At 75.8% G+C, this 22,358-nt stretch carries 18 protein-coding genes and 1 riboswitch; of the genes, 12 read left to right on the top strand and 6 right to left on the bottom strand.

The window, feature by feature from the left end; genetic code table 11:
- Window positions 1-12: 12 nt before the first annotated feature.
- The 5 genes from NXY84_RS14245 to NXY84_RS14220 form a co-directional block, all read right to left on the bottom strand.
- Window positions 13-879: an energy-coupling factor transporter transmembrane component T family protein gene (locus tag NXY84_RS14245; RefSeq protein ID WP_258723731.1), complete on the bottom strand. Its 867-nt coding sequence runs from the start codon at window positions 877-879 to the stop codon at window positions 13-15.
- Window positions 876-2,537, bottom strand: a complete 1,662-nt coding sequence (locus NXY84_RS21760; RefSeq protein WP_309484998.1) for an ABC transporter ATP-binding protein — start codon at window positions 2,535-2,537, stop codon at window positions 876-878. The genes NXY84_RS14245 and NXY84_RS21760 overlap by 4 nt, the downstream gene beginning before the upstream one ends.
- Entirely contained in the window at window positions 2,534-3,217 is a 684-nt protein-coding gene (locus tag NXY84_RS14230; RefSeq protein ID WP_258723730.1) for an ECF transporter S component, read from the bottom strand. Before NXY84_RS14230 ends, NXY84_RS21760 begins: the two co-directional genes overlap by 4 nt.
- A complete protein-coding gene (locus tag NXY84_RS14225) occupies window positions 3,214-3,969 on the bottom strand; it encodes a Ykof family thiamine-binding protein (RefSeq protein WP_258723729.1) in 756 nt (251 codons plus the stop codon). Before NXY84_RS14225 ends, NXY84_RS14230 begins: the two co-directional genes overlap by 4 nt.
- A gap of 118 nt (window positions 3,970-4,087) precedes the next feature.
- Window positions 4,088-4,210, bottom strand: a riboswitch (TPP riboswitch).
- A gap of 81 nt (window positions 4,211-4,291) precedes the next feature.
- Complete coding sequence (locus NXY84_RS14220) at window positions 4,292-5,332, bottom strand: glutathione S-transferase family protein (RefSeq protein ID WP_258723728.1); 1,041 nt, start codon at window positions 5,330-5,332, stop codon at window positions 4,292-4,294.
- A gap of 143 nt (window positions 5,333-5,475) precedes the next feature.
- Here NXY84_RS14220 and NXY84_RS14215 point away from each other — a divergent pair, with 143 nt between their 5' ends.
- The 8 genes from NXY84_RS14215 (at window position 5,476) to NXY84_RS14180 (ending at window position 15,016) form a co-directional block, all read left to right on the top strand.
- The gene (locus NXY84_RS14215; RefSeq protein ID WP_258723727.1) at window positions 5,476-7,248 is read left to right on the top strand and encodes a hypothetical protein; all 1,773 of its coding nucleotides are present in this window, start codon (window positions 5,476-5,478) and stop codon (window positions 7,246-7,248) included.
- Window positions 7,249-7,347: 99 nt separating this feature from the next.
- Window positions 7,348-8,121 (top strand): LLM class F420-dependent oxidoreductase, encoded by a 774-nt coding sequence (locus tag NXY84_RS14210; RefSeq protein ID WP_258723726.1) that lies wholly within the window; start codon window positions 7,348-7,350, stop codon window positions 8,119-8,121.
- A gap of 157 nt (window positions 8,122-8,278) precedes the next feature.
- Window positions 8,279-10,099 carry a metallophosphoesterase family protein gene (locus NXY84_RS14205; protein WP_258723725.1) on the top strand — a complete coding sequence of 607 codons (1,821 nt, stop codon included), beginning with the start codon at window positions 8,279-8,281 and terminating at the stop codon, window positions 10,097-10,099.
- A 97-nt stretch (window positions 10,100-10,196) separates the two neighbouring features.
- Window positions 10,197-11,159: a metal ABC transporter substrate-binding protein gene (locus NXY84_RS14200; RefSeq protein ID WP_309484997.1), complete on the top strand. Its 963-nt coding sequence runs from the start codon at window positions 10,197-10,199 to the stop codon at window positions 11,157-11,159.
- Window positions 11,156-11,935: a metal ABC transporter ATP-binding protein gene (locus NXY84_RS14195; protein WP_258723724.1), complete on the top strand. Its 780-nt coding sequence runs from the start codon at window positions 11,156-11,158 to the stop codon at window positions 11,933-11,935. The genes NXY84_RS14200 and NXY84_RS14195 overlap by 4 nt, the downstream gene beginning before the upstream one ends.
- A complete protein-coding gene (locus tag NXY84_RS14190; protein WP_258723723.1) occupies window positions 11,932-12,861 on the top strand; it encodes a metal ABC transporter permease in 930 nt (309 codons plus the stop codon). Before NXY84_RS14195 ends, NXY84_RS14190 begins: the two co-directional genes overlap by 4 nt.
- Window positions 12,858-13,565, top strand: coding sequence for a metal-dependent transcriptional regulator (locus tag NXY84_RS14185; protein ID WP_258723722.1), 708 nt, complete (start codon window positions 12,858-12,860; stop codon window positions 13,563-13,565). The genes NXY84_RS14190 and NXY84_RS14185 overlap by 4 nt, the downstream gene beginning before the upstream one ends.
- Before the next feature lie 116 nt (window positions 13,566-13,681).
- The gene (locus NXY84_RS14180) at window positions 13,682-15,016 is read left to right on the top strand and encodes an MFS transporter (protein ID WP_258723721.1); all 1,335 of its coding nucleotides are present in this window, start codon (window positions 13,682-13,684) and stop codon (window positions 15,014-15,016) included.
- Between the two features lie 108 nt (window positions 15,017-15,124).
- Here NXY84_RS14180 and NXY84_RS14175 read toward each other — a convergent pair whose 3' ends face one another.
- Complete coding sequence (locus NXY84_RS14175; protein WP_258727303.1) at window positions 15,125-15,340, bottom strand: hypothetical protein; 216 nt, start codon at window positions 15,338-15,340, stop codon at window positions 15,125-15,127.
- Window positions 15,341-15,411: 71 nt separating this feature from the next.
- On the opposite strand from NXY84_RS14175, the gene NXY84_RS14170 reads away from it, so the two are divergent.
- From NXY84_RS14170 to NXY84_RS14155, 4 genes are all read left to right on the top strand, one after another.
- The gene (locus NXY84_RS14170) at window positions 15,412-16,383 is read left to right on the top strand and encodes a GGDEF domain-containing protein (protein WP_258723720.1); all 972 of its coding nucleotides are present in this window, start codon (window positions 15,412-15,414) and stop codon (window positions 16,381-16,383) included.
- 194 nt (window positions 16,384-16,577) lie between these two features.
- Complete coding sequence (locus tag NXY84_RS14165) at window positions 16,578-17,684, top strand: fatty acid desaturase family protein (protein WP_258723719.1); 1,107 nt, start codon at window positions 16,578-16,580, stop codon at window positions 17,682-17,684.
- A 70-nt stretch (window positions 17,685-17,754) separates the two neighbouring features.
- Window positions 17,755-20,715, top strand: coding sequence for a leucine--tRNA ligase (leuS, locus tag NXY84_RS14160; protein WP_396126233.1), 2,961 nt, complete (start codon window positions 17,755-17,757; stop codon window positions 20,713-20,715).
- 5 nt (window positions 20,716-20,720) lie between these two features.
- The gene (locus NXY84_RS14155) at window positions 20,721-21,752 is read left to right on the top strand and encodes a DegV family protein (RefSeq protein WP_258723718.1); all 1,032 of its coding nucleotides are present in this window, start codon (window positions 20,721-20,723) and stop codon (window positions 21,750-21,752) included.
- The last annotated feature ends 606 nt before the right edge of the window (window positions 21,753-22,358 follow it).

The raw sequence follows: 22,358 nt of genomic DNA, 5'->3' as shown, positions 1-22,358 counted from the left end.
CGCGGGGGCGCGTCAGGCGAGCGCCGAGCCCCACGACGCGAGCACACCGAGCCGGGCGGCCGCCGCGATCACCGCGACGCACACACCGACCGTCACCGCGGCGAACGCCGCGTCCCGGCGGTCGAGCGCGACCGGGGCGTGCACCGTGCGCGGCCCGGCGCCGAGCCCACGGGTCTCCATCGCGACAGCCATCCGCTCGGCCTGGCGGAGCGTCACGACGAGCAGCGTGAACGCCGCCCGGGCCAGCGCCCGGGGCGAGGCGGGCAGCCGCCGTCCGCCGTCGGCCCGGGAACGACCACGGTGACCCGAGGCCGGCGTCGCCCCGCGGCGGTCCCCGCGCGCCGGCTCCCGCGCCGCCTGCGCGAGCCGGATCGTCGTCCACCGCTCGGGGAGCTGCTCGAGCATCCGGTACCCCGCGAGGACCGCGTAGGTCGGTCGCGCACCGAGCCGCGCGTGCTGGTGCAGGCTCGTCATGAGGCGCGCACCATCCGTGGTCAGCACGAACGCCACGGACAGCGTCCCGACGAGCAGCGTGCGCACCAGCAGCGAGAGCCCGATCGTGAGCCCGGGTCCGGTGACCTCGAACGGCCCGAGCACGCCGACGACCGGCCCGTCGCGTGTCACGCTGTTCACCGCGAGGATGCTCAGCGCGAACGGCCCGAACAGCAGCTGCGCACGCGCGAGGAGCCGCCACGGGACGCGCCCGGCCCACGCGACCGCGACGAGCGCGATCCCCCACAGCGCGAGCGGCGTCCACGGGTCGACGACCGCGAGCACGACCGTCGAGACGACGAGCAGGACCGCGAGCTTGACGGTCGGGTTGCGCCGGTGGAGCACCGAGTCGTGCGCGAGCGGCCGGCCGAACCCCGGGCCGCTCACGCGGCACGCTCCGGCTGCGCCGCGGGGGAGCCCGCCGTCCGCGCGTCGAGCGCCGCGAGCAGGGGCCGCAGCGGCAGACCGGTCGAGCGCCACGCGGCGAGCAGCGGGGGCAGCCGCAGGCCCGCGCGCGCGAGCACGTCGTCGTCCGCGAGCACCGCGGCGGCGGGCCCGTGCGCGAGCACCCGGCCGGCGTGCAGCACGAGGACCTCGTCGGCGACGAGCCCGGCGAGCCGCAGGTCGTGCGTCACGAGCACCACGCCCCGGCCCTCGCGGGCGAGCGCGGTCAGCGCCCGGGCGGTCGCGCGCGTCGTGCGGCGGTCCTGGCCGAACGTCGGCTCGTCGGCGAGGAGGACCTCGTGGTCGCACACCGCCATCGCGGCGAGCGAGAGCCGCCGCTGCTGACCGCCCGAGAGCCGGAACGGGTCGTGGTCCGCCAGACCGTCGAGCACGTGCTCGCGCAGCGCGCGCTCGACCCGCTCGTCCACGTCGGGCAGGTGGGCGCGGCGCGGGCCGTACGCGATCTCGGCGTGCACCGTCCGGGCGAGCAGCTGGTGCTCGGGCTGCTGGAAGACCATCCCGACGCGCGCGCCGGTGACCGTGCCCGAGTCGGGTCCGCCGGGCAGCAGCCCGGCGAGCGCGTGCAGGAGCGTGCTCTTGCCCGAGCCGTTGAGCCCGAGGACCGCGGTCACGCGGCCGGCGTGCACGTCGAGCGAGACGCCGTCGAGCACCCGGCGCTCGCCCCGGCGGACGCCGAGCGCGTGCCCGCGCAGCAGCGGGGCGGCGGTGGTCCGGGGGAGCCCGGCGCCGGGCGCGTCCGGCCCGGCGCCGGGGGCGAGCGCGTCGAGCGAGGTGACGCCCGCGGCGCGCAGCTCGGCCGCGAGCGGCAGCCAGACGCCCTCCGCGGCGAGCGCGCGTGCCTCGTCGAGCACGACCTCGGCGGTCGCGCCGTCGGCCCGCACGCCGCCGTGCGCGTCGAGCACCACGAGCCGGCCGGGGAGCTCGCCGAGCTCGTCGAGGCGGTGCTCGATGAGCACCGAGGTGCGGGCCCCGGACGCGCGCACCGCGTCCGCGACGCCGCGCGCGCCGACCGGGTCGAGCAGCGCCGTCGGCTCGTCGAGCAGGAGCACGTCCGGGTCCGCGACGAGCGCCGCCGCGAGCGCGACCCGCTGGCCCTCGCCGCCCGAGAGCTCGCTCGTGCGCCGGCCCGCGAGGTGCCCGGCTCCGACGGCCGCCAGGGCGGCGTGCACGCGCGGGCCAATCTCCTCGGCCGGGACGGCGCGGTTCTCGAGCGCGAACGCGACCTCGTCCCGGACCGTCGGCAGGCACAGCTGGTCGGCCGGGTTCTGGGTCAGCGTCGCGACCCGCCGGGCGAGCGTCGGGACGTCCGTCACCGCGGGATCGTGCCCGGACCCGGCGCCGCCCGGGAGCGCCGGGTCGACGACCACCGGTTCCCCCGCGACGCGCACCGAGCCCCACACGTCGGCATCCACGGTCTGCGGCACGATGCCCGCGAGCACGCGCAGCAGCGTGCTCTTGCCCGAGCCCGACGGCCCGAGCAGGAGCACCCGCTCGCCCTCGGCGACGTCGAGGTCGACGCCCCGCAGGACCGGGCCCTCGGCGCGCGGGAAGCGCACCGAGAGCCCGCGGACCTCGATCACGCGCCGGCCTGCTGCGGGGCGGGTGCGGGCGCACCGCCGGGGTCGGCGCCGTCCCGGCCGCGGGCGGCACGGGCCGCGCGCCCGATCGCGTGGTTGTCGAGCACGCCCGTGCGCAGCAGCGCGTCCCCGAGGACCTTGGCCAGGATCCCGCTCAGCACGATCCCGCTGACGACCTCGAGCCCGACGCGGTAGGCGAACCAGTCCTGCGCGAGCCACCCGAACCGCACGGTCCCGAGCGCGAGGCTCGCGAGCGCCGCGGTCACGCCCGACGCGACGAAGACGCCCCACCCGTAGCGCCGGTACCGGGTCGCCGCGAACGCGAGCTCGGCGCCCGCGCCCTGCACGAACCCGACGAGGAGCAGCATCGGCCCGATCGGCGAGCCCAGGAAGACGACCTCGATGGTCGCCGCGAGCAGCTCCGCGACGATGCCGACCCCGGGCTTGCGCACGACGTACAGCGCGAGCGGCGCGACGACCATCCAGCCGCCGATCAGGACGTGCTGGGCGAGGTCGCCGAGCGGGCCCATCGCGAGCTGGAGCCACGCCCACGCCTGCACGAGCGCCCAGTACAGGAAGCCGAAGACGACGCCCAGCGCCGCGACGAGCACGAGCTCCTGGAGCGTCAGCCCCCGCCGGCGGGGCGTCGCCGGGGGACGGGCCGCGGCGGCCGGGGCGCTCATCGGGCGTCCTCGTCGGCCGCACCGGACGTGCCTGTGCCGGACGCGCCGGACGCGCCGGACGTGCCTGTGCCGGACGTGCCGGGCGTGCTCGGCGAGCCCAGCGAGATCGTCGCGTGCGTGGTGACGTGCCGGACCTCGCGCCCGACGAGCAGCCAGCCGTCGGCCACCGTCGCGAGCACGTCGGCGAGGTCGCCGTCGAGCCGGGTCACGAAGTGCTCGCCCCTCGTCAGCGTGCCGCGCTCGCGGGCCCGGTCGATCGCCGCGTAGATGCCGGCCATGTGGTCCGCGGTCCGCTCCCGCCCGTGCGGGTCGGGACCGCCGTCGTCGAGCGGGTAGAGCGCCCAGTGCGCGCTCGCGCACAGCCCGGTGGGGGCCAGCGCGGGGAGGTCGACGGGGTGCAGCACGACGTCGTCGGGCAGCTCGCACGCGACCTCGCCGGGGCACCCGCGCGAGAGCAGCACCTGCGCGACGACGTGCACGCCCCCGGAGGCGGCGGCCGCGATCACGTCGCGCAGGTAGGTCAGCACGTCGGCCTCCTGGCCGCGGACGAACGTCGACACGTCGTCGGTCGTGACCTCGAGCCGGCTCGCGTCGCCCGCCGCGAGCGCCCCGAGGATCACCTCCACGAAGTCCGACGTCATGGGGTGCAGCGAGAAGCGTGCACCGACCCCAAGCTGCGCGGGCGTCGCGGGCGTGGGCGGCACGGCCGGCGCGGCAGGGGCGGTCGGGGGAGGGGAGAGCGTCGGGTTCATGGCGGTCCTTCACCGTCGGTGCGGACCCCCGGCGAGCGCACCGACGGCTCCGCCCGGGCGCGCACCCCCCGACGGGTCGCCCGAGGGGCTGCCCGACGGGACGCGGCGACGGGCGGACCCGGCGACACCTGCCCTGCTCCCTACGCTGGTGTGAACCAGATCAGGTTCCACGGGTCTGCGGGTGGGACACCTGCGTGTCCGGCCGCACTCTCAGCGCTCCTGCGCTCCCCGGGGGCTTGTTCCGGGCGAACGTAGCAGAACGGTCGGCGTGCGTCAGCGCCCTGCCCGACCGTCGACCACCGGCGGCGACCGCCCGCCCGGGTCAGCCCGCCATCGCGGCGGCCGTGTGCGCGGCCGGGACCTCCTCGCCCGGTCGCACGGGCCCGGGCGGCGTGCCGTCGCCGAACGGGCGCCCGCCGAGCTGCTCGCGGTGGTGCGGCGTGAGCCACCCGCGCAGGTCCGGCCCCTTCGGCACGGTGCGGGAGGGGTTCACGTCCTCGTGCACCACGTAGTAGTGCTCCTTGATGTGCTGGAAGTCGGTCGTGTCCCCGAACCCAGGCGTCTGGAAAAGATCGCGCGCGTACGCCCACAGGACCGGCAGCTCGGTGAGCTTCGACCGGTTGCACTTGAAGTGCCCGTGGTAGACGGCGTCGAACCGCGCGAGCGTCGTGAACAGGCGCACGTCGGCCTCGGTGAGGGTGTCGCCGACGAGGTAGCGCTGCGTGGCGAGCCGCTCCGAGAGCGCGTCGAGGCGGGCGAAGAGCCGGTCGTAGGCGCGCTCGTAGGCCTCCTGCGAGCCCGCGAACCCGCACCGGTAGACGCCGTTGTTGACGTCCCGGAAGACACCGCGCATCACGTCGTCGATCTCGTCGCGGCGCGGGTCCGGGTACAGGTCCGGCGCGCCGTCGCGGTGGAACGCCGTCCACTCGGTCGACAGGTCGAGCGTCATCTGGGCGAAGTCGTTCGTCACGACCTCCCCGGTCGCGACGTCGACGATGGCGGGCACCGTGATGCCGCGGTCGTAGTCGGGGAACCGGGCGAGGTAGGCGTCCTGGATCCGCTCGATGCCGAGCACCGGGTCGACGCCGCCGGGGTCGAGGTCGAACGTCCACGAGCGCGCGTCGTGCGTCGGGCCGCACACCCCCATCGAGATCGCGTCCTCGAGCCCGAGCAGGCGCCGCACGATGATCGAGCGGTTCGCCCACGGGCACGCCCGCGCGACGACGAGGCGGTACCGGCCGGCCTCGACGGGGTAGCCGTCGCGCCCGTCCGCGGTGATCCGGGTCGCGATGTAGCGCATGTCGCGCGTGAACTCGCTGCCCTGCGTGACGTACGACCCTGCGGTGCTGTGCTCGTCGACCATGGCCCGATCCTCTCCCGGCGGACGGGGCGCCGCCCGGGCGAGGTGGCCGTCGAGGAGCCGCGGGCGGCCGACCGCCCGGTCTGCCCCGGTGTGCCCGGAGACCTAGAGTGGCGACGTCCACGACCTCGTCACCCGGGAGTGCTGTGCCGTTCCGAGGACCTGCCGACCTGCCCGTGCCGAGCCGTCGTCGCCCCGGCCGTGCCGCGCTGGCGCTCGTGGCCGCCGGGGCGGTCGTGGCGCTCGCCGCCTGCACCGCGGACCCCTCGCCGCGGCCCAGCCGGACCGACGGGGCGAGCGCGAGCCCGTCGTCCGAGCGTCTCGCGGCGCAGGCGCAGGCCCCCGGCGCTCCGGTGACGCTCGTGCCCGACGGCGCACCGGAGGCGGTCGCGCTCGCGACGAGCCGCGCGCTGTTCACGGCCGCGCCGGCGGTCGTCCTCGCCCCCGCCGACGACGCGCGTGCGGTGCTGCTCGCCGGGTCGGCGGCGGTCCGGCTCGGTGCCCCGGTGCTGCTCACGGGCGCGGGTGCGCCGGACGCCGACCTGGCCGCGGAGCTCGAGCGGCTCGGCACCCATGCGGCGCTGACGCTCGGGTCCTCGACCGTGCCGGAGGGCAGCCGGGTCGACGTTGTCGTCCCGGCCGCCGGGGTCGACGGGGTCGACGCGCTGCCGGACGCGCTCGCGGACGCCGCCGCCGCGGACTTCGGCGCCGTCCAGCCGGTCGCCGCGGGCCAGGAGGTCGAGGCGGTCGTCGGGCTCGCCGCGGAGCAGACCGCGGTGCTCGTGCCGGACGCGCCGGCCGACGCCGCGTCGCCCACCGCCCGCCCCTCGACGGGAGCGTCCGGGGCCCTCCCGCGGGTCGACCGCCCCACCGCACCCTCCGGCGCGCTCGTGCTGACCGACGGCTCGCCGACGCACCTCGCGGCGCTGGCGACCGCGCGCGCCGCGGGTGTCCCGGTCGCGGTGGTGCCCGGCGGCGACCCGCGCGCGACCGCCGCGAGCGTCGAGGCCCTCGCTGCGGCCGCCCCGCAGGCCGTGCTCGCGCTGGGCTCGGCGTTCGGGACCCCCGAGCTCCTCGCCCCCCGCGTCGCGTCGGCGGCCACGGGGGTGCAGCTGCCGGGCGGCGGCCAGCTCGTCTTCCCCACGCTCCCCGGCCAGCCCGGCAAGCGGTACGTCGCCCTGTACGGCACCCCCGGCACCGGCGCGCTCGGCGTGCTCGGCGAGCAGGACGTCCCCGCGACGCTCGCGCGCGCCGACGCCCACGCCGCGCCCTACCGGACGCTGACGTCGGACACGGTCGTCCCGACGCTCGAGATCATCGCGACGATCGCGTCGAGCGGCGCCGAGGCGGACGGCAGCTACTCGCGCCGCCGCGCGGTCGAGGACCTGCGCCCGCTCGTGGACGCCGCCGGGGCCGCCGGGATGCTCGTGATCCTCGACCTGCAGCCCGGTCGCACCGACTTCGTGACGCAGGCCCAGGCGTACGCCGAGCTGCTCGCGCTGCCGCACGTCGGGCTCGCGCTCGACCCGGAGTGGCGCCTCGCGCCCGACCAGGTGCACCTGCGCCAGATCGGGTCCGTCGGCGTCGACGAGGTCAACGCCGTCATCGCGTGGCTCGCGGCCTTCACGCGCGAGCGGGCCCTGCCGCAGAAGATGCTCGTCCTGCACCAGTTCCAGCCGCGCATGATCACCGAGCGCGAGCGGCTCGACCTGAGCCACGACGAGCTCGCGCTGCTCGTGCACGTCGACGGCCAGGGCGGCCAGCCCGCGAAGGCCGGCACGTGGGCGCGTCTGCGCGAGGGTGCCCAGCCCCAGCTGCGGTGGGGCTGGAAGAACTTCTACGACGAGGACGTGCCCATGCTCGACCCGGTGCAGACCATGCAGGTCCAGCCGGTCCCGGACCTGGTCACGTACCAGTAGGACCGCCGGCGCCGGGTCGTCGGCCGGGGCCCCGGGCCGTGCGCCCGACCGCGCCCGCGCGAGATGTGGCACCCGCGCGCGGGCCCTAGGGTCGCTCGCATGACGCATGACATCCGCATCGGGGTCCAGCTCCAGCCGCAGCACGCCGACTACGCCCAGCTCCGCGACGCCGTCCGCGCCGCCGAGGACGCGGGCGTCGACATCATCTTCAACTGGGACCACTTCTTCCCGCTCTACGGCGACCCGGACGGCAAGCACTTCGAGTGCTGGACGATGCTGGGCGCGTGGGCCGAGCAGACGAGCCGCGTCGAGATCGGTGCGCTCGTGACCTGCAACTCCTACCGCAACCCCGAGCTGCTCGCGGACATGGCCCGGACGGTCGACCACATCTCGGGCGGGCGCCTGATCCTCGGGATCGGCGCGGGCTGGTTCGAGAAGGACTACGACGAGTTCGGCTACGAGTTCGGGACCGCCGGCTCGCGGATCGCGGACCTCGGTGAGGCGCTGCCGCGGATCAAGGCGCGGTGGCAGAAGTCGAACCCGGTGCCGACGCGGGACATCCCGATCCTCATCGGCGGCGGCGGCGAGAAGAAGACGCTGCGGATCGTCGCGCAGCACGCCGACGCGTGGCACTCGTTCGGCGACGTCGAGACGCTGCGGCGCAAGAGCGCGATCCTCGACGAGCACGGCGAGGCCGTCGGGCGTGACGCGTCGCAGGTCGAGCGTTCGGTCGCCGTGCAGGCGCCCCCGGGTGAGGTCGCGGACGAGCTCGTCGCGGCCGGCGTGACGCTGTTCACCGTGAGCGCCGGGGGACCGGACTTCGACCTGTCGCTGACCCACGAGTGGGTCGCGTGGCGGGACTCGCGCCGCTGAGCCGGCCGGACGGAGACCGGTCCGCCCGCGGGCCGGTCCCCGCACGCACCGCTCCCCGCACCGCCCGGCACGCGGCCGTGCGGCGCACGGGGTTCCACCCGCAGGTCCACCCGGCGCCGCGCTCGATCGGCCCGTGGGCCCGACCTAGGCTCGACGCATGACCCGGCCCGACCCCGCGGCGCACCTGCCCGCGGACGACGCGCCGGCGCGCGAGGACACCGCCCCCCGGCTGCCGGCCTGGCTGCGCCTCGGGGTGCCGGCGCTGCTCGTGCTGCTCGGGTCGCTCGTCTTCGGGGTCACGACGGCGACCGCCGACGGGAGCCTCGGGCCGCACGAGGCGCGCTACGACGTGACGACCGACGGCACGGTCACGCTCGACCTGGGCCCGCTCGGCACGCTCGAGATCGACTCCCCGGTGCCCCTCGGCCTGGGCGCGCGGGTGACGGTCCGGGAGATCCCGTCGGGCGTCACCGCGGTCGACCCGGCGACGACGCTGACCGCGCTGAGCAGCGACCTGCAGGGGTACCTGCAGTTCTTCGCGGGTCCGCAGGCGACGCTGCAGGACGCCGTGCGCGCCCTCGTGACCGACGCGCTGTGGCGCACCCTCGGGGCGCTCGCGGTGGTCACCGTGCTCGTCGCGCTCGGCCGCCTGCTGCTCGGTCACGCGCGCCGCGAGGAGCTCGCGGCGGCGCTCGCCCCGCAGGCGCGCCGGCTCGTCGCGGGCGGCACGGTCGTCGTGGTCGGGCTGGGGGTGCTGACGGCCAGCACCGGGGGCGGTGCGCACGAGTCGCAGCCCGTCGCGTCCGCGGTGTTCGCGGGCACCCCGCTCGAGGGCGCCCGGGTCACGGGCCGGCTGGGCGGGGTCATCGACACCTACGGCTCCTACGCGGTCGAGGCCTACCGCTCGAACACCGAGTTCTACGCGCGCGCCGAGCAGTCGCTCGACGAGGCGTGGGCCGAGCGCTCGGCGCGCATCGAGGCGGCGCACGCCGAGCAGGCCGCGTTCACGGTGCCGGACGGCGCCCCGGCGACGCCGTCGAGCCCCCCGGCGGCGGACGCCGCGTCCGTGGCCCCCGCGCAGGGCGCGCCTGCGAGCCGCGACACCCCGGAGGCGTCGCCGAGCCCGTCGGCCACCCCGACCCGGACCGGCGACGCCCAGGACGCGCAGGAGGACGACGAGGCCGCCGAGCCGGTCGTGCTCGTGCTGGTCACGGACCTGCACTGCAACGTCGGGATGGCCCCGGTGATCCGCGCGCTCGTCGAGCTCTCCGAGGCCGACGTGCTGCTCGACGGCGGCGACACGACCATCGACGGCACCGCTGTCGAGCAGTACTGCGTGACGACGTTCGCGCGGGCCGCGGGCGGCGTGCCGGTCGTGGTGTCGCCGGGCAACCACGACTCGCGCGAGACCGAGGCCGCGTACCGCAAGGCGGGCGCGACGGTCCTCGGCGGCGAGGTCGTCGAGGTCGCCGGCGTCCGCATCCTCGGCGACCGGGACCCGCGCGAGACCCGGATCGGCGCCGGCACCTCGCGGTCGAGCGCCGAGTCACCCAGCGAGGCGCGCGAGCGGCTCGCCGACGTCGCGTGCGAGGACGAGCGGGTCGACCTCCTGCTCATCCACACCCCGCCCATCGGGGACGCGGCGCTCGAGCGCGGCTGCGTGCCCGCCCAGCTCTCGGGGCACAAGCACGTGCGCTCCGGGCCCGAGCAGGTCGGGGCGGGGATCCGCTTCGTCAGCGCGAGCACCGCGGGCGCGGCCCCGGGCCAGCCCACGGTGGGTCCGCTGCGCAGCACCGCCGAGCTCACCGTCCTGCGCTTCGACCCGGACGAGGCGCGCCTCCTCGACTACCAGCTCGTGCAGGTCGGGACCGACGCCGCGGTGTCGGTGGGGCCGCGGGTCGCGTGGCCGCGTCCGGCGCCGGTCTCGGCGGCGCCCGACGAGCTCGCCGACGACGCGGCCGCGGACCCGGCCTCCTGACGGCGGGTGCGGGGGCGCTCGGCCCCCGCGCGCTGAGCGGCCCGCTCGGCGCGCCGCACCGGTGGCGCCCCGCCCGGGGAGTGGCAGGATGTTCGGCATGCCGAACTCTCGGTTTCGCACGGCCACGATGCGATGCGCCGCGCTGCTCGCGAGCGCCGCAGCACTCGCGCTGAGCGGGTGCGCGCCCGCGGGTGCGGGGGAGCGCGCCGCAGCGGTCGCCGCGCCCGACGACGACCGCCCGGTCGTGCTCGCGACGTTCACGGTCCTCGCCGACATGGCGCGCGTCGTCGGCGGCGGGCACGTGCGCGTCGAGTCCGTCACCAAGGTCGGCGCCGAGATCCACGGCTACGAGCCGACGCCCGACGACCTGCGCCGCGCGCAGGACGCCGACCTCGTGCTGGACAACGGGCTCGGCCTCGAGGCGTGGTTCGACCGCTTCGTCGACCGCGTCGGCGCGCCCCACGTCACGCTGACCGACGGCATCGCCACGCTGCCGATCGCGAGCGGCGCCGCCGAGGGGCACGCCAACCCGCACGCCTGGATGTCGCCCGACGCCGCCGCGACCTACGTCGCCAACATCGAGCGCGCCCTCGCCGATCTCGACCCGGCGCACGCCGCCGACTACCGCGCGAACGCCACCGCCTACACCGAGCGGATCACCGCGCTGGGGGAGCGCCTGCGCGACGAGCTCGCCGGGCTCGAGCCCGAGCGACGCGCGCTCGTGACGTGCGAGGGCGCGTTCTCCTACCTCGCGCGCGACGCCGGGCTCGCCGAGGCGTCGCTGTGGCCGGTCAACGCCGAGCGGCAGGGCACGCCGCAGCAGGTCGCGCGCGCGATCGACCTCGTGCGCGACCGCGACGTCCCGGCGGTCTTCTGCGAGTCGACCGTGTCGCCGACCGCGCAGGAGCAGGTCGCACGGGAGACCGGGGCGCGGCTCGGCGGGGTGCTCTACGTCGACTCCCTCTCGGAGCCCGACGGCCCCGTCCCGACCTACCTCGACCTGCTCGAGCACGACGTCCACGTGATCATCGAGGGCCTGGCCGGCGAGGAGGCGTCATGACCGGCGCGACGGGCACGACCGGCACGAGGGTGACGACGGGCGCGGCCGGCGCGGCGTCGACCCCGGCGCTCGCGGTCCGCGGGCTCACCGTCCGCTACCGCGACGTGCTCGCGCTCGACGGTGTCGACCTCGTCGTCGAGGCGGGCCGGCTCACGGGTCTCGTCGGGACCAACGGCTCGGGCAAGTCGACCCTGCTCAAGGCGGTGATGGGCATCGTCCGCCCGGACGCCGGGACCGTCGAGGTGCTCGGCCACGACGGCGCGCAGGCGCGGCGCCGGGCGCTGCTCGGGTACGTCCCGCAGGCCGAGGACGTCGACTGGACGTTCCCGCTCTCGGTGCGCGACGTCGTCGCGCAGGGCCGGTACGGGCGCCTGGGGCCGCTGCGCCGCCTGCGCGCGGGCGACCGGGACGCCGTCGACCTCGCGCTCGACCGGGTCGGGCTGAGCGCGCTCGCGGACCGGCAGATCGGGCGGCTGTCGGGCGGTCAGCGCAAGCGCGCGTTCGTCGCGCGGTGCCTCGCGCAGGAGGCCCAGGTCCTGCTGCTCGACGAGCCGTTCGCGGGCGTCGACGTCTCGTCGCAGGCCTCCGTCACGGCGCTGCTGCGCGAGCTCGTCGCCGACGGGGTCTCCGCGCTCGTCTCGACGCACGACCTCGCCGGGCTGCCGGCGCTCGCGGACGACGCGGTCCTGCTGCACCGGCGCGTGCTCGTGCGCGGTGCCCCCGAGGTCGTCCTGCAGCCCGAGAACCTCGCCCTGGCCTTCGGAGGGACCCGATGAGCGCCCTTCCCGTGCTCGACTGGCTCGCCGCGCCGTGGGGGTACGAGTTCATGCAGCGCGCGCTGCTCGTCACGGGGGTCGCCGCGGTCGTGTGCGCGCTGCTGTCGTGCTGGCTCGTGCTGATCGGGTGGTCGCTGCTCGGGGATGCCGTCGCCCACGCGGTGCTTCCCGGCGTGGTGCTCGCCTACCTCGTGGGGCTGCCGTTCGCGGTCGGGGCGCTCGTCTTCGGGGTCGGTGCGGTCGCGCTCATCGGGCTCGTCCGCGAGACGTCGGGGCTGCGCGAGGACACGTCGATCGGCGTGGTGTTCACGACGCTGTTCGCGCTCGGCATCGTGCTGGTCTCGACGACGCCCAGCCAGGTCGACCTCGGCCACATCCTGTTCGGCAACGTCCTCGGGGTCGCGGACGTCGACATCGTGCAGGTCGTCGGGCTCGGGGTCCTGACGTTCGCGGTGCTCGTGCTCAAGCGCCGGGACCTCACCCTCTACGCGTTCGACCGCACGCACGCGCACGCCGTCGGGATCTCCCCGCGCGTGCTCGGCGGGCTGCTGCTCGGGCTGCTCGCGGTCACGGTCGTCGTCGGGCTCCAGGCGGTCGGCGTCGTGCTCGTCGTCGCGATGCTCATCATCCCGGGGGCGACGGCCTACCTGCTGACCGAGCGCATGAGCCGCATGCTCGTGATCGCGCCGGTCCTCGCGGGCGCGTGCGCGGTCGTCGGGCTCTACGCGAGCTACTACCTCGACGCGTCGAGCGCGGGCATGGTCGTCGTCGCGCAGGGGATCGTGTTCACCGCGGCGTACGCGTTCGCGCCGCGCACGGGGCTGCTGCGGCGCTCGTCGCGGTCGTCACGCTCGTCGCAGGACGGCGCGGAGGCCGGGACCGCCGCGGCGGACCGCGAGCTCGTCGCCCCTAGGCTGGCGCCGTGAGTCCCGAGCCGAGCGCGCTGACGTCCGTCGCGCAGGACTACCTCAAGGTCATCTGGTCCGCGCAGGAGTGGTCCGACGCGCCGGTCACGACCAAGATGCTCGCCGAGCGGATCGGCGTGGGGCCGTCGACGGTCTCGGAGACGGTCCGCCGGCTCGGTGAGCAGGGGCTCGTGTCGCACGCGCGCTACGGCGCGGTCGAGCTCACGGAGGCGGGGAGCGCGCACGCGGTCGCGATGGTGCGCCGGCACCGGCTGCTCGAGACGTTCCTGGTGGACGAGCTCGGCTACGGCTGGGACGAGGTGCACGACGAGGCCGAGGTGCTCGAGCACGCGGTCTCGGACCTCCTGATCGACCGGATCGACGCGCGCCTGGGCTTCCCGACCCGCGACCCGCACGGCGACCCGATCCCGACGCGCGACGGCGCGGTGCCGGCGCCCGCGGCGCACGTGCTGTGGGGGCTGGAGGCGGGGGACTGGGTCGTCGCCCGCATCTCCGACGCCGACCCCGAGCTGCTGCGGTACCTCGCGTCGGTCGGGCTCGTGCTCGACGCGCGCGTGCACGTCGTCGCGCTCCGGCCTGCCGCCGGCGTGGTGGCGGTCCGGGTGCGGGCACCGCTCGGCGGTGCGCCCGAGGAGGAGCGCGCGGTCGAGCTCGGCGAGGCCGGCGCGAGCGCCATCTGGCTGATCGCCGCGCACGCGGGGTAGCCTGGCCGGACATCACCGCAGTGGACGACGGAGTTGCGCTCGGCGAGATCGAATCGATTCGAGACAGATCGGGCACCCCTCACCACGGGTTCCCGGCCGCCACCCGAGGAGCACCCGTGGACCACCTGATCGACACGGCGCCGCCCGGCTCCGCCACCGCACCCCCCGCGACCCCGGGCCGGCGGCCGGCACGAGGCCGGGGTGCCGGCCCCGGTGCTGCGGGTCCCCACCGGACGCGGCCCGCGCTCCTCGCACTCGCGCTCGGCGGCTTCAGCATCGGCACGACCGAGTTCGCGACGATGGGTCTCCTGCCGCTCGTCGCGCGCGACCTCGGGGCGAGCATCCCGACGACCGGCTGGGTCATCACCGCGTACGCGCTCGGCGTCGTGATCGGCGCCCCGCTGCTGACGACCCTCGCCGCGCGCGTCGACCGCCGGACGCTCCTGCTCGGGCTCATGGCCGCGTTCACGGCCGCCAACGTGCTCGCCGCGTTCGCCCCGAGCCTCGGCTGGCTGGTCGTCGCCCGGTTCGTCGCCGGGCTCCCGCACGGGGCGTTCTTCGGGGTCGGCGCGGTCATGGGCACGCACGTCGTCGGCGCCGAGCGCCGCGGCCAGGCCGTCTCGATGATGATGGCCGGGCTGACGATCGCGAACGTGGTCGGCGTCCCGCTGTCCACGGTCGTGGGCCAGCAGCTCGGGTGGCGCCTCGCGTTCGGGCTCGTCGGCGTGCTCGGGCTCGTGACGCTCGGCGCGCTGCTGCGCTGGACGCCGGGGCTGCCCGTGAGCGACGGCACGAGCGTGCGCACCGAGCTCGCGGCGCTGCGCAACCGGAGCCTGTGGATCGCGGCCGGCGCCGGCTCGATCGGCTTCGGCGGCATGTTCGCCGTCTACTCGTACGTCTCGCCGCTGCTCACCGAGGTCACCGGGCTGCGCGAGGCCACGGTCCCGCTCGTCCTCGCCCTGTTCGGCGTCGGCATGACCGTCGGGACGCTCGTCGGCGGGCTCCTCGCCGACCGGGCCGTGCTGCGCACCGTGCTCGTCGGCTTCGTGAGCACGGGCGTGGTGCTGTGCGCGCTCGGGCTCACGGGTCGTAGCCCCGTGCTCGCCGTCGCGTCGATCGTCGCGCTCGGCGTCTCGTCGCAGATCCTCGGGATCTCGCTGCAGACCCGGCTCATGGACGTCTCCCCGGCCGCTCCGTCGCTCGGTGCCGCGCTGTGCCACTCGGCGCTCAACCTCGGCAACGCGAGCGGCGCGTGGCTCGGCGGGCTGGTCATCGCCGGCGGGCTCGGCTACCTCGCACCCGCGTGGGTCGGCGCCGGGCTCACGCTCGTCGGGCTGGTCGTCGTCGTCACGGTCGGACGCACGCCCGCGCCTCCCGCGGTCGGCGGCCCGACCGCTCCCGAGGCCGCTCCGGTGGACCGCACGCCCGCACCCGCGTCCACCGCGGGCTGAGACCCGGGACCGGCGGCCCCGCACGTCAGGGGTCCGCGGGCTGCGGTGCAGGGCAGGCGACCGCGCGCCCGAGCCCGCCGCGGGCCGAGGAGCGGGGGAGGAGACGCCTCAGCGCCGGCGCGTCCCGAAGATCGACCGGGTGATCTCGCGCCCGAGCTGCGTCCCGGCGGACCGCAGGAAGCTGTCCAGCGGGCTCGACGTGCTCGACCGTCGGGACGTGCCCGAGCGGCGCGACGACGTGCCGGACCCGCGGCGCAGGTCCCGCTCGATGCGCTCGAGCTCCTTCGCGCGGTCCGCGGCCTCGCGCTCCGGCAGCCCCCGCACCGGTCAGGTCCGGCGCGTCGCTGCCGATGGGGCACCTCGACGCCGACGTGCGAGCGAGAGGAGCGGGCACGATGCGACCGACCCGTCCGCCGCGCCGCCTCGCGCGCGCGAGCGAGGTCCGCGCGCTCAGCACGGGCCTGCTGTTCACCGCCGCCGTGTGCCTCCTGACCGCGCTCGTGCCGTTCAGCCCGACGGCGCCGCGCGCGCTCGACGCCGCGCTCGGGGCGCTCGCCGCCGGCCTCGGGACCTGGCTGCGGTGGCGCACCGCGCGCACCCGCGTCGCGCACGTGCACGGGGTGCTCGCTCTCGGCACCGTCGGCATGACCGTGTGCGTCGGCGCCTCGACCACCGAGTCCGGGCCGGCGGTCACGGCGCTGGGGTTCGTGTGGCTCGCGGTCTTCGTGGCCGTGTTCGAGACCCGGCGTGCGCTCGCCGCCCACCTCGTGCTCGTCGCCGTCGGCCTGCGGGTCGGGCTCGCCGCCGCCGACGCACCGTCCGCCTGGCCCACCTGGACGTTCCTCGTGCTGACCGCGAGCGGGGTCGGCGGGGTGCTCAACGACAAGGTCACGCGCCTGCGCCTCGACGCGACGCACGACGCGCTCACCGGGGCGTTCTCCCGCCGTGCCTTCCTCGCCCTCACGGGGCAGGAGCTCGCTCGTGCCGCCCGGGACGGGCGCCCGCTCACGCTCGTGCTGCTCGATCTGGACGGCTTCAAGCAGGTCAACGACGTGCACGGGCACGCCGCCGGCGACGAGACCCTGGTGCGGACGGCGCACGCGTGGGCGGCCGTCCTGCGCGCGGGCGACGTCCTGGGCCGCCTCGGTGGCGACGAGTTCGCGCTGCTGCTGCCGTCGACCGACGAGGACGGCGCCCGCCGGCTCCTCGAGCGGCTGAGCGTCGGCGCGCGCATCGGGTGGTCCGCCGGCGTCGCGCGCTGGCACGGCGAGGACGTCGAGGCGTGGATGCACGCTGCGGACACCGCGCTGTACGCGGAGAAGCGGGAGCGCACGGCCCTGCGCCACGCGTCGTCGGGTCTCTCCTGACCCGACCTACGCCGCCCGCCCGCCTGCTCCCGCGCCCCGCGCGCGGCCGGCTGCTGAGATCCGGACCGGACATTCGTGACGCACGACGCAAACCCCCGAATGGCACAGAGTCTCGGGCTATGGTGTGCTGGACCGATCAGATGTGCTGCCTTGTCGGGCATCGCGTCACCCCCGATGAGCACGAGGCTCCCTTTATGACGAGCACGCTGAACGACGGCCGCATCCCCGACGAGGCCCCCGCCGCGCGCAGCCCGCGCGAGCGCCAGGTGAGCGAGTTCACCGAGCTCACCCGCATGGTTCAGGAGGCGGGGCTCATGAAGCGCCGCTACGCGTACTACTGGACCCGCTTCGCGGTGCTCACCGCGATGCTCGGCGGCCTGGTCGCCGCGTTCGTGCTCCTCGGCCCCACGTGGTGGCAGCTCGTCGTCGCAGCGGTCCTCGCGGTCGTCCTCGGCCAGGTCATGTTCCTCGGACACGACGCCGCGCACCGGCAGATCTTCAAGTCGGGCCGCTGGAACGACTGGGCCAGCCTCGTGATCGCCAACCTCTACGCCGGCATGAGCTACGGCTGGTGGAACCACAAGCACAGCAAGCACCACGCGAAGCCCAACACCCTCGGTGTCGACGGCGACATCGACCCGGGCGTCCTCGTCTTCACGACCGAGAACCTCACCAAGGAGCGCACCGGCCTCGCCGCCTGGTTCGCGAAGCGTCAGGGCTGGTTCTTCTTCCCGCTCCTGCTCCTCGAGGGCCTCAACCTCCACATCTCCGGCGTCAAGACGATCTTCGGGCGCGGCGAGGTCAAGCGCCGTCCCGTCGAGATCGCGTTCGTGACGCTGCGCCTCGGCGGGTACCTCGCCCTGGTGTTCTGGCTGCTCCCGGTCGGCATGGCGTTCGCCTTCCTCGGCGTCCAGCTCGGCATCTTCGGTGTCTACATGGGCGCCTCGTTCGCGCCGAACCACAAGGGCATGCCGGTCGTCCCCGCGTCGATGAAGATCGACTTCCTGCGCCGTCAGGTGCTGCTCAGCCGCAACATCAAGGGCGGGCGAGGGGTCGACCTGTTCATGGGCAGCCTGAACTACCAGATCGAGCACCACCTGTTCCCGAGCATGCCGAGCCCGGCGCTCCGGAAGGTCCAGCCGATGGTCCGCCAGTTCTGCGCGGAGAAGAACATCTCCTACACCGAGACGACGCTGATGCAGTCGTACCGGATCGTCGTGCGCTACCTCAACGAGGTCGGCCTGCAGGCCCGCGACCCGTTCCAGTGCCCGCTCGTCGCGGAGATGCGCGCCTCGCGCTGACCCTCCGCCCCGCACGCCCGGCTACCGGCGCGCGGCGACCTCGGTCGCTGCGCGCCGGTAGCCTGTGCACGTGACTTCGCAGGCTCCCTCGCACCCCGCTCCCGACGCCCCCGTGCCGCACGACGTGCCGAACGACGTGCCCTTCCGCTACACCGCGGCGGTGGCCGACGAGCTCGAGCTCCGCTGGCAGGACGAGTGGGAGCGGCGCGGGACGTTCTACGCGGCCAACCCCACAGGTCCCCTGACCGACGCGCAGGGCCGCCACGCCGAGCCCGAGCGTCGGCCGTTTTTCGTGATGGACATGTTCCCGTACCCCTCCGGCGCGGGCCTGCACATCGGCCACCCTCTCGGGTACATCGGCACCGACGTCGTCTCGCGGTTCCGTCGGATGCTCGGCGACAACGTGCTGCACGCCCTCGGGTACGACGCCTTCGGCCTGCCCGCCGAGCAGTACGCGGTCCAGACGGGGCAGCACCCGCGCACGACGACCGAGGCGAACATCGAGATCATGGCGCGCCAGCTGCGCCGCCTGGGGACGGGGCACGACCCGCGCCGCATGTTCGCGACGATCGACCCGGGCTACGTCCGGTGGACGCAGTGGATCTTCCTGCAGATCTTCGAGTCCTGGTACGACGCCGACGCGGTCCGGCCCGACGGCGGGCGGGGCGCCGCGCGTCCCGTGGCGACGCTCGTCGAGGCGTTCGCGTCCGGCGCCCGTGCGGTGCCGGACGGCATCGAGGGCGTCCCCGCCGGTGCCTCGTGGGCCGACCTGGACGCGGTCGCGCGCCGTCGCGTCGTCGACGCCCACCGCCTCGCGTACGTGTCGGAGACCCCGGTCAACTGGTGCCCGGGCCTCGGCACGGTGCTCGCCAACGAGGAGGTCACGTCCGAGGGGCGCTCCGAGCGCGGCGACTTCCCGGTCTTCCAGCGCACGCTGCGGCAGTGGCAGATGCGGATCACCGCGTACGCCGACCGCCTGATCGACGACCTCGAGCTGATCGACTGGCCCGAGAAGGTCGCCTCGATGCAGCGCAACTGGATCGGCCGCTCCGAGGGTGCCCGCGTGCGCTTCCCGGTGCCGGGCCCCGACGGCGCCGAGCGCACGTCGGTCGAGGTGTTCACGACGCGCCCCGACACGCTGTTCGGTGCGACGTTCATGGTCGTCTCGCCCGAGCACCCGCTGCTCGACGACGTCGCGGCCGCGTGGCCCGAGGGCACGAAGGACGGCTGGACGGGCGGCCACGCGTCGCCGGCGGAGGCCGTCGCGGCGTACCGGCGCGAGTCGGCCACGAAGAGCGCGATCGAGCGGCAGGCCGACGCCGGCCGCAAGACCGGCGTGTTCACCGGCATCCTCGCGACCAATCCCGTGAACGGCGCGAGCATCCCGGTGTTCACGGCCGACTACGTCCTCATGGGCTACGGCACCGGCGCGATCATGGCCGTCCCGGGCGGCGACGAGCGGGACTTCGCATTCGCGCAGGCGTTCGACCTGCCCGTCGTCCGCACCGTCGAGCCGCCCGCCGGCTTCGAGGGCGGCGCGTGGACCGGCGACGGCGCGATCATCAACTCGTCCAACGACACGGTGAGCCTCGACCGGCTCGACGTCGCGGCCGCGAAGCGCACGATCATCGACTGGCTCGTCGCGCAGGGCCTCGGCGCGGGCACGATCACCTACCGCCTGCGCGACTGGCTGTTCAGCCGGCAGCGGTACTGGGGCGAGCCGTTCCCGATCGTGTACGACGAGAACGACCTGCCCCTCGCGCTGCCCGACGCGTCCCTGCCGGTGAACCTGCCCGAGGTGCCCGACTACGCGCCGCGGACGTTCGACCCGCAGGACTCGCAGTCGTCGCCCGAGGCGCCGCTCGGTCGCAACGAGGACTGGGTCAACGTCACGCTCGACCTGGGCGACGGGCCGCGGACCTACCGGCGCGACACGAACACGATGCCCAACTGGGCCGGCTCGTGCTGGTACTACCTGCACTACCTCGACCCGTCGCACACCGAGCAGGTCGTCGACCCCGCCCTCGAGCAGTACTGGATGGGCCCGGGCCACAACCCGGCGGACACCCACGGCGCCGGGGGCGTCGACCTGTACGTCGGCGGCGTCGAGCACGCCGTGCTGCACCTGCTGTACGCGCGGTTCTGGCACAAGGTGCTCTACGACCTGGGTCACGTGTCGAGCCGCGAGCCGTTCCGCAAGCTGTTCAACCAGGGCTACATCCAGGCGTACGCGTACCGCGACGGGCGCGGCGCCTACGTCGAGGCGAGCGAGGTCGTCGAGGACGAGTCGGTGCCCAGCGGCTTCTCGCGGCAGGGCGAGGAGGTCCACCGCGAGTACGGCAAGATCGGCAAGTCCAAGAAGAACATGATCACGCCCGACGAGATGTACGCCGAGTACGGCGCGGACACCCTGCGGGTCTACGAGATGTCGATGGGTCCGCTGGACCTCTCGCGCCCGTGGGAGACCCGGGCGGTCGTCGGTGCGCAGCGCTTCCTGCAGCGGCTGTGGCGCAACGTGGTCGACGAGGCCACGGGCGCGCTCGTCGTCACCGAGGACGAGCTGTCCGCCGAGACCCTGCGCGTGCTGCACCGCACGATCACCGACGTGCGCGCCGACATGGAGGCGATGCGGATCAACACCGCGATCGCGAAGCTCATCGTGCTCAACAACCACCTGACGAGCCTGCCGGCCGTGCCGCGCGCGGCGGTCGAGCCGCTCGTGCTCATGACCGCGCCGATCGCGCCGCACATCGCCGAGGAGCTGTGGTCGCGCCTCGGCCACACCGAGTCCCTCGCGCACGCGCCGTTCCCGGTCGCCGAGGAGCGGTACCTCGTCGAGGACACCGTGACGTGCGTGCTCCAGGTCCAGGGCAAGGTGCGCGGTCGTGCCGAGGTCCCCGCCGACGCCACCGAGGACGCGCTGCGCGAGATCGCGCTCGCCGACCCGGGCGTCCAGCGGGCGCTCGCGGGTCGTGACGTCCGCACGGTGATCGTCCGGGCGCCGCGCCTGGTCAACGTCGTGCCGGCCTGACCGCCGTGCCCGACCGCACGCGGCGCGGCCCGGGCTCTCGCGAGGTCGCGCCGCCGCGCGTCGCCGTCGTGACGGACTCGACGGCGTCGCTGCCCGCGCACGAGCTCGAGCGGTGGGGCGTCGTGGTGGTGCCGCTCGAGGTCGTCCTCGGTGGCGAGCGCCTGCACGAGGGGCGCGACCTGGACCCCGCCGCGCTGACGGCGGCGCTCGGGGCGGGGCAGCGCGTCACGACCTCGCAGCCGTCGCCCGCCGCGTTCGCCGACGCGTACGCGCGTGCTGCTGCCGGGGGAGCGCGGGAGATCGTGTCCGTGCACCTCTCCGGGGACCTCTCGGGCACGGTGCGTGGCGCGCAGCTCGCCGCCCTCGCGGCGCCGCTCCCCGTGCACGTCGTCGACTCGCGCTCGGTCGCGATGGGGCTCGGCTTTGCGGTCCTCTCGGCTGCGCGGCTGGCGCGCGGCGGGGTGTCGGTGGGCGCGCCGGACCCGGCCCCGCCCGTCGCGGGGTCGCGCACGTGGCACGGTCCGTTCGGGAGGCGGCGTGACCGGTCGCCGGCACCCGCCGCCGACGAGCCGGCACCCCTGCCGAACGGGGCCGCGGTCGCCGAGCGGGCACGTCAGGTCGCGGCCGACGCGCACGCCTGGTTCCTCGTCGACTCGCTCGACCACCTGCGCCGTGGCGGCCGGCTCAGCGCCACCGCGGCCGCGCTGGGCACCGTGCTCGGCCTGCGCCCGATCCTCGCGCTGCGGTCCGGCCGGATCGAGGTCGCGGAGAAGGTCCGGACGCGTCGGGCCGCCCGTGAACGTCTCGAGGCCCTCGTCGTCGCCGACGTGCACGGCCGCGGGCGCGCACGCGTGGCCGTCCACCACCTCGGCCAGCCGGAGCTCGGTGCGGAGGTGGCCGAGTCCCTGCGGTCCCGGCTCGCCGGGAGTGCGTGCACCGTCGAGGTGTGCGAGGTGAGCGCGGTGCTCGGCGCGCACGCGGGCCCCGGGGTGCTCGCCCTGGTGGTCGCCGACGCCGACGCACCCCCAGCCGCCTGACCGCACCGACGCCGTCCTGGTGGCCGCGGGCGGGCGATGCCGGTGACCCGGCCCTCCGTACGGTCGCGGCATGGTCCGAGCCCCCGACCCCTCCGACTCCGCCCGGCGCCGACTCGAGGCGTTGAGCCCCGCACCGACGCCGCACCCCGGTGCCACGCGGCGCTGGACGCCGCAGCGCGGCCCGGGGGCCGAGCCGGGCGTTTCCGACGCGCCGAGTCCGCTCGGTGGCAGTGCGGGTGCGGTGCTCGGGGCGGCGGGCTCGTTCCGCGGCGCCGAGCCAGGCGTCGTCGACCGGAGGAGCCCGCCCGACGGCCCGGAGGGCTCGGTGCCCGGGGTGGCGGGCTCGTTCCCCGGCGGCGAGCCGGGCGGTGCCGACCCGTCGCGCTCGCTCGGCAGCGCGGCGGGTCGGGTGTCGGGGACGGCGGGCTCCAGTCCTGCGGCGGTCCCACGTCGTGCGGCGGGGTCCTTCCCTCGGACGTCGGCGCCCTTCCCGGGCGTGCCTGGATCGGACCCCGGCACGGCGCTCCGCGCGGACGAGCTCCGGACACCGACGTCACCCGTGCCGCGCGTCGCACCGGCGACGTCCGGCGACGTCGCCGCGGCGCC

This window comes from Cellulomonas sp. NS3, assembly GCF_024757985.1.
Taxonomy (GTDB): domain Bacteria; phylum Actinomycetota; class Actinomycetes; order Actinomycetales; family Cellulomonadaceae; genus Cellulomonas_A.
The sequence above is the reverse complement of the archived record's forward strand: the minus strand, read 5'-3'. Positions and strand labels throughout refer to the sequence as shown.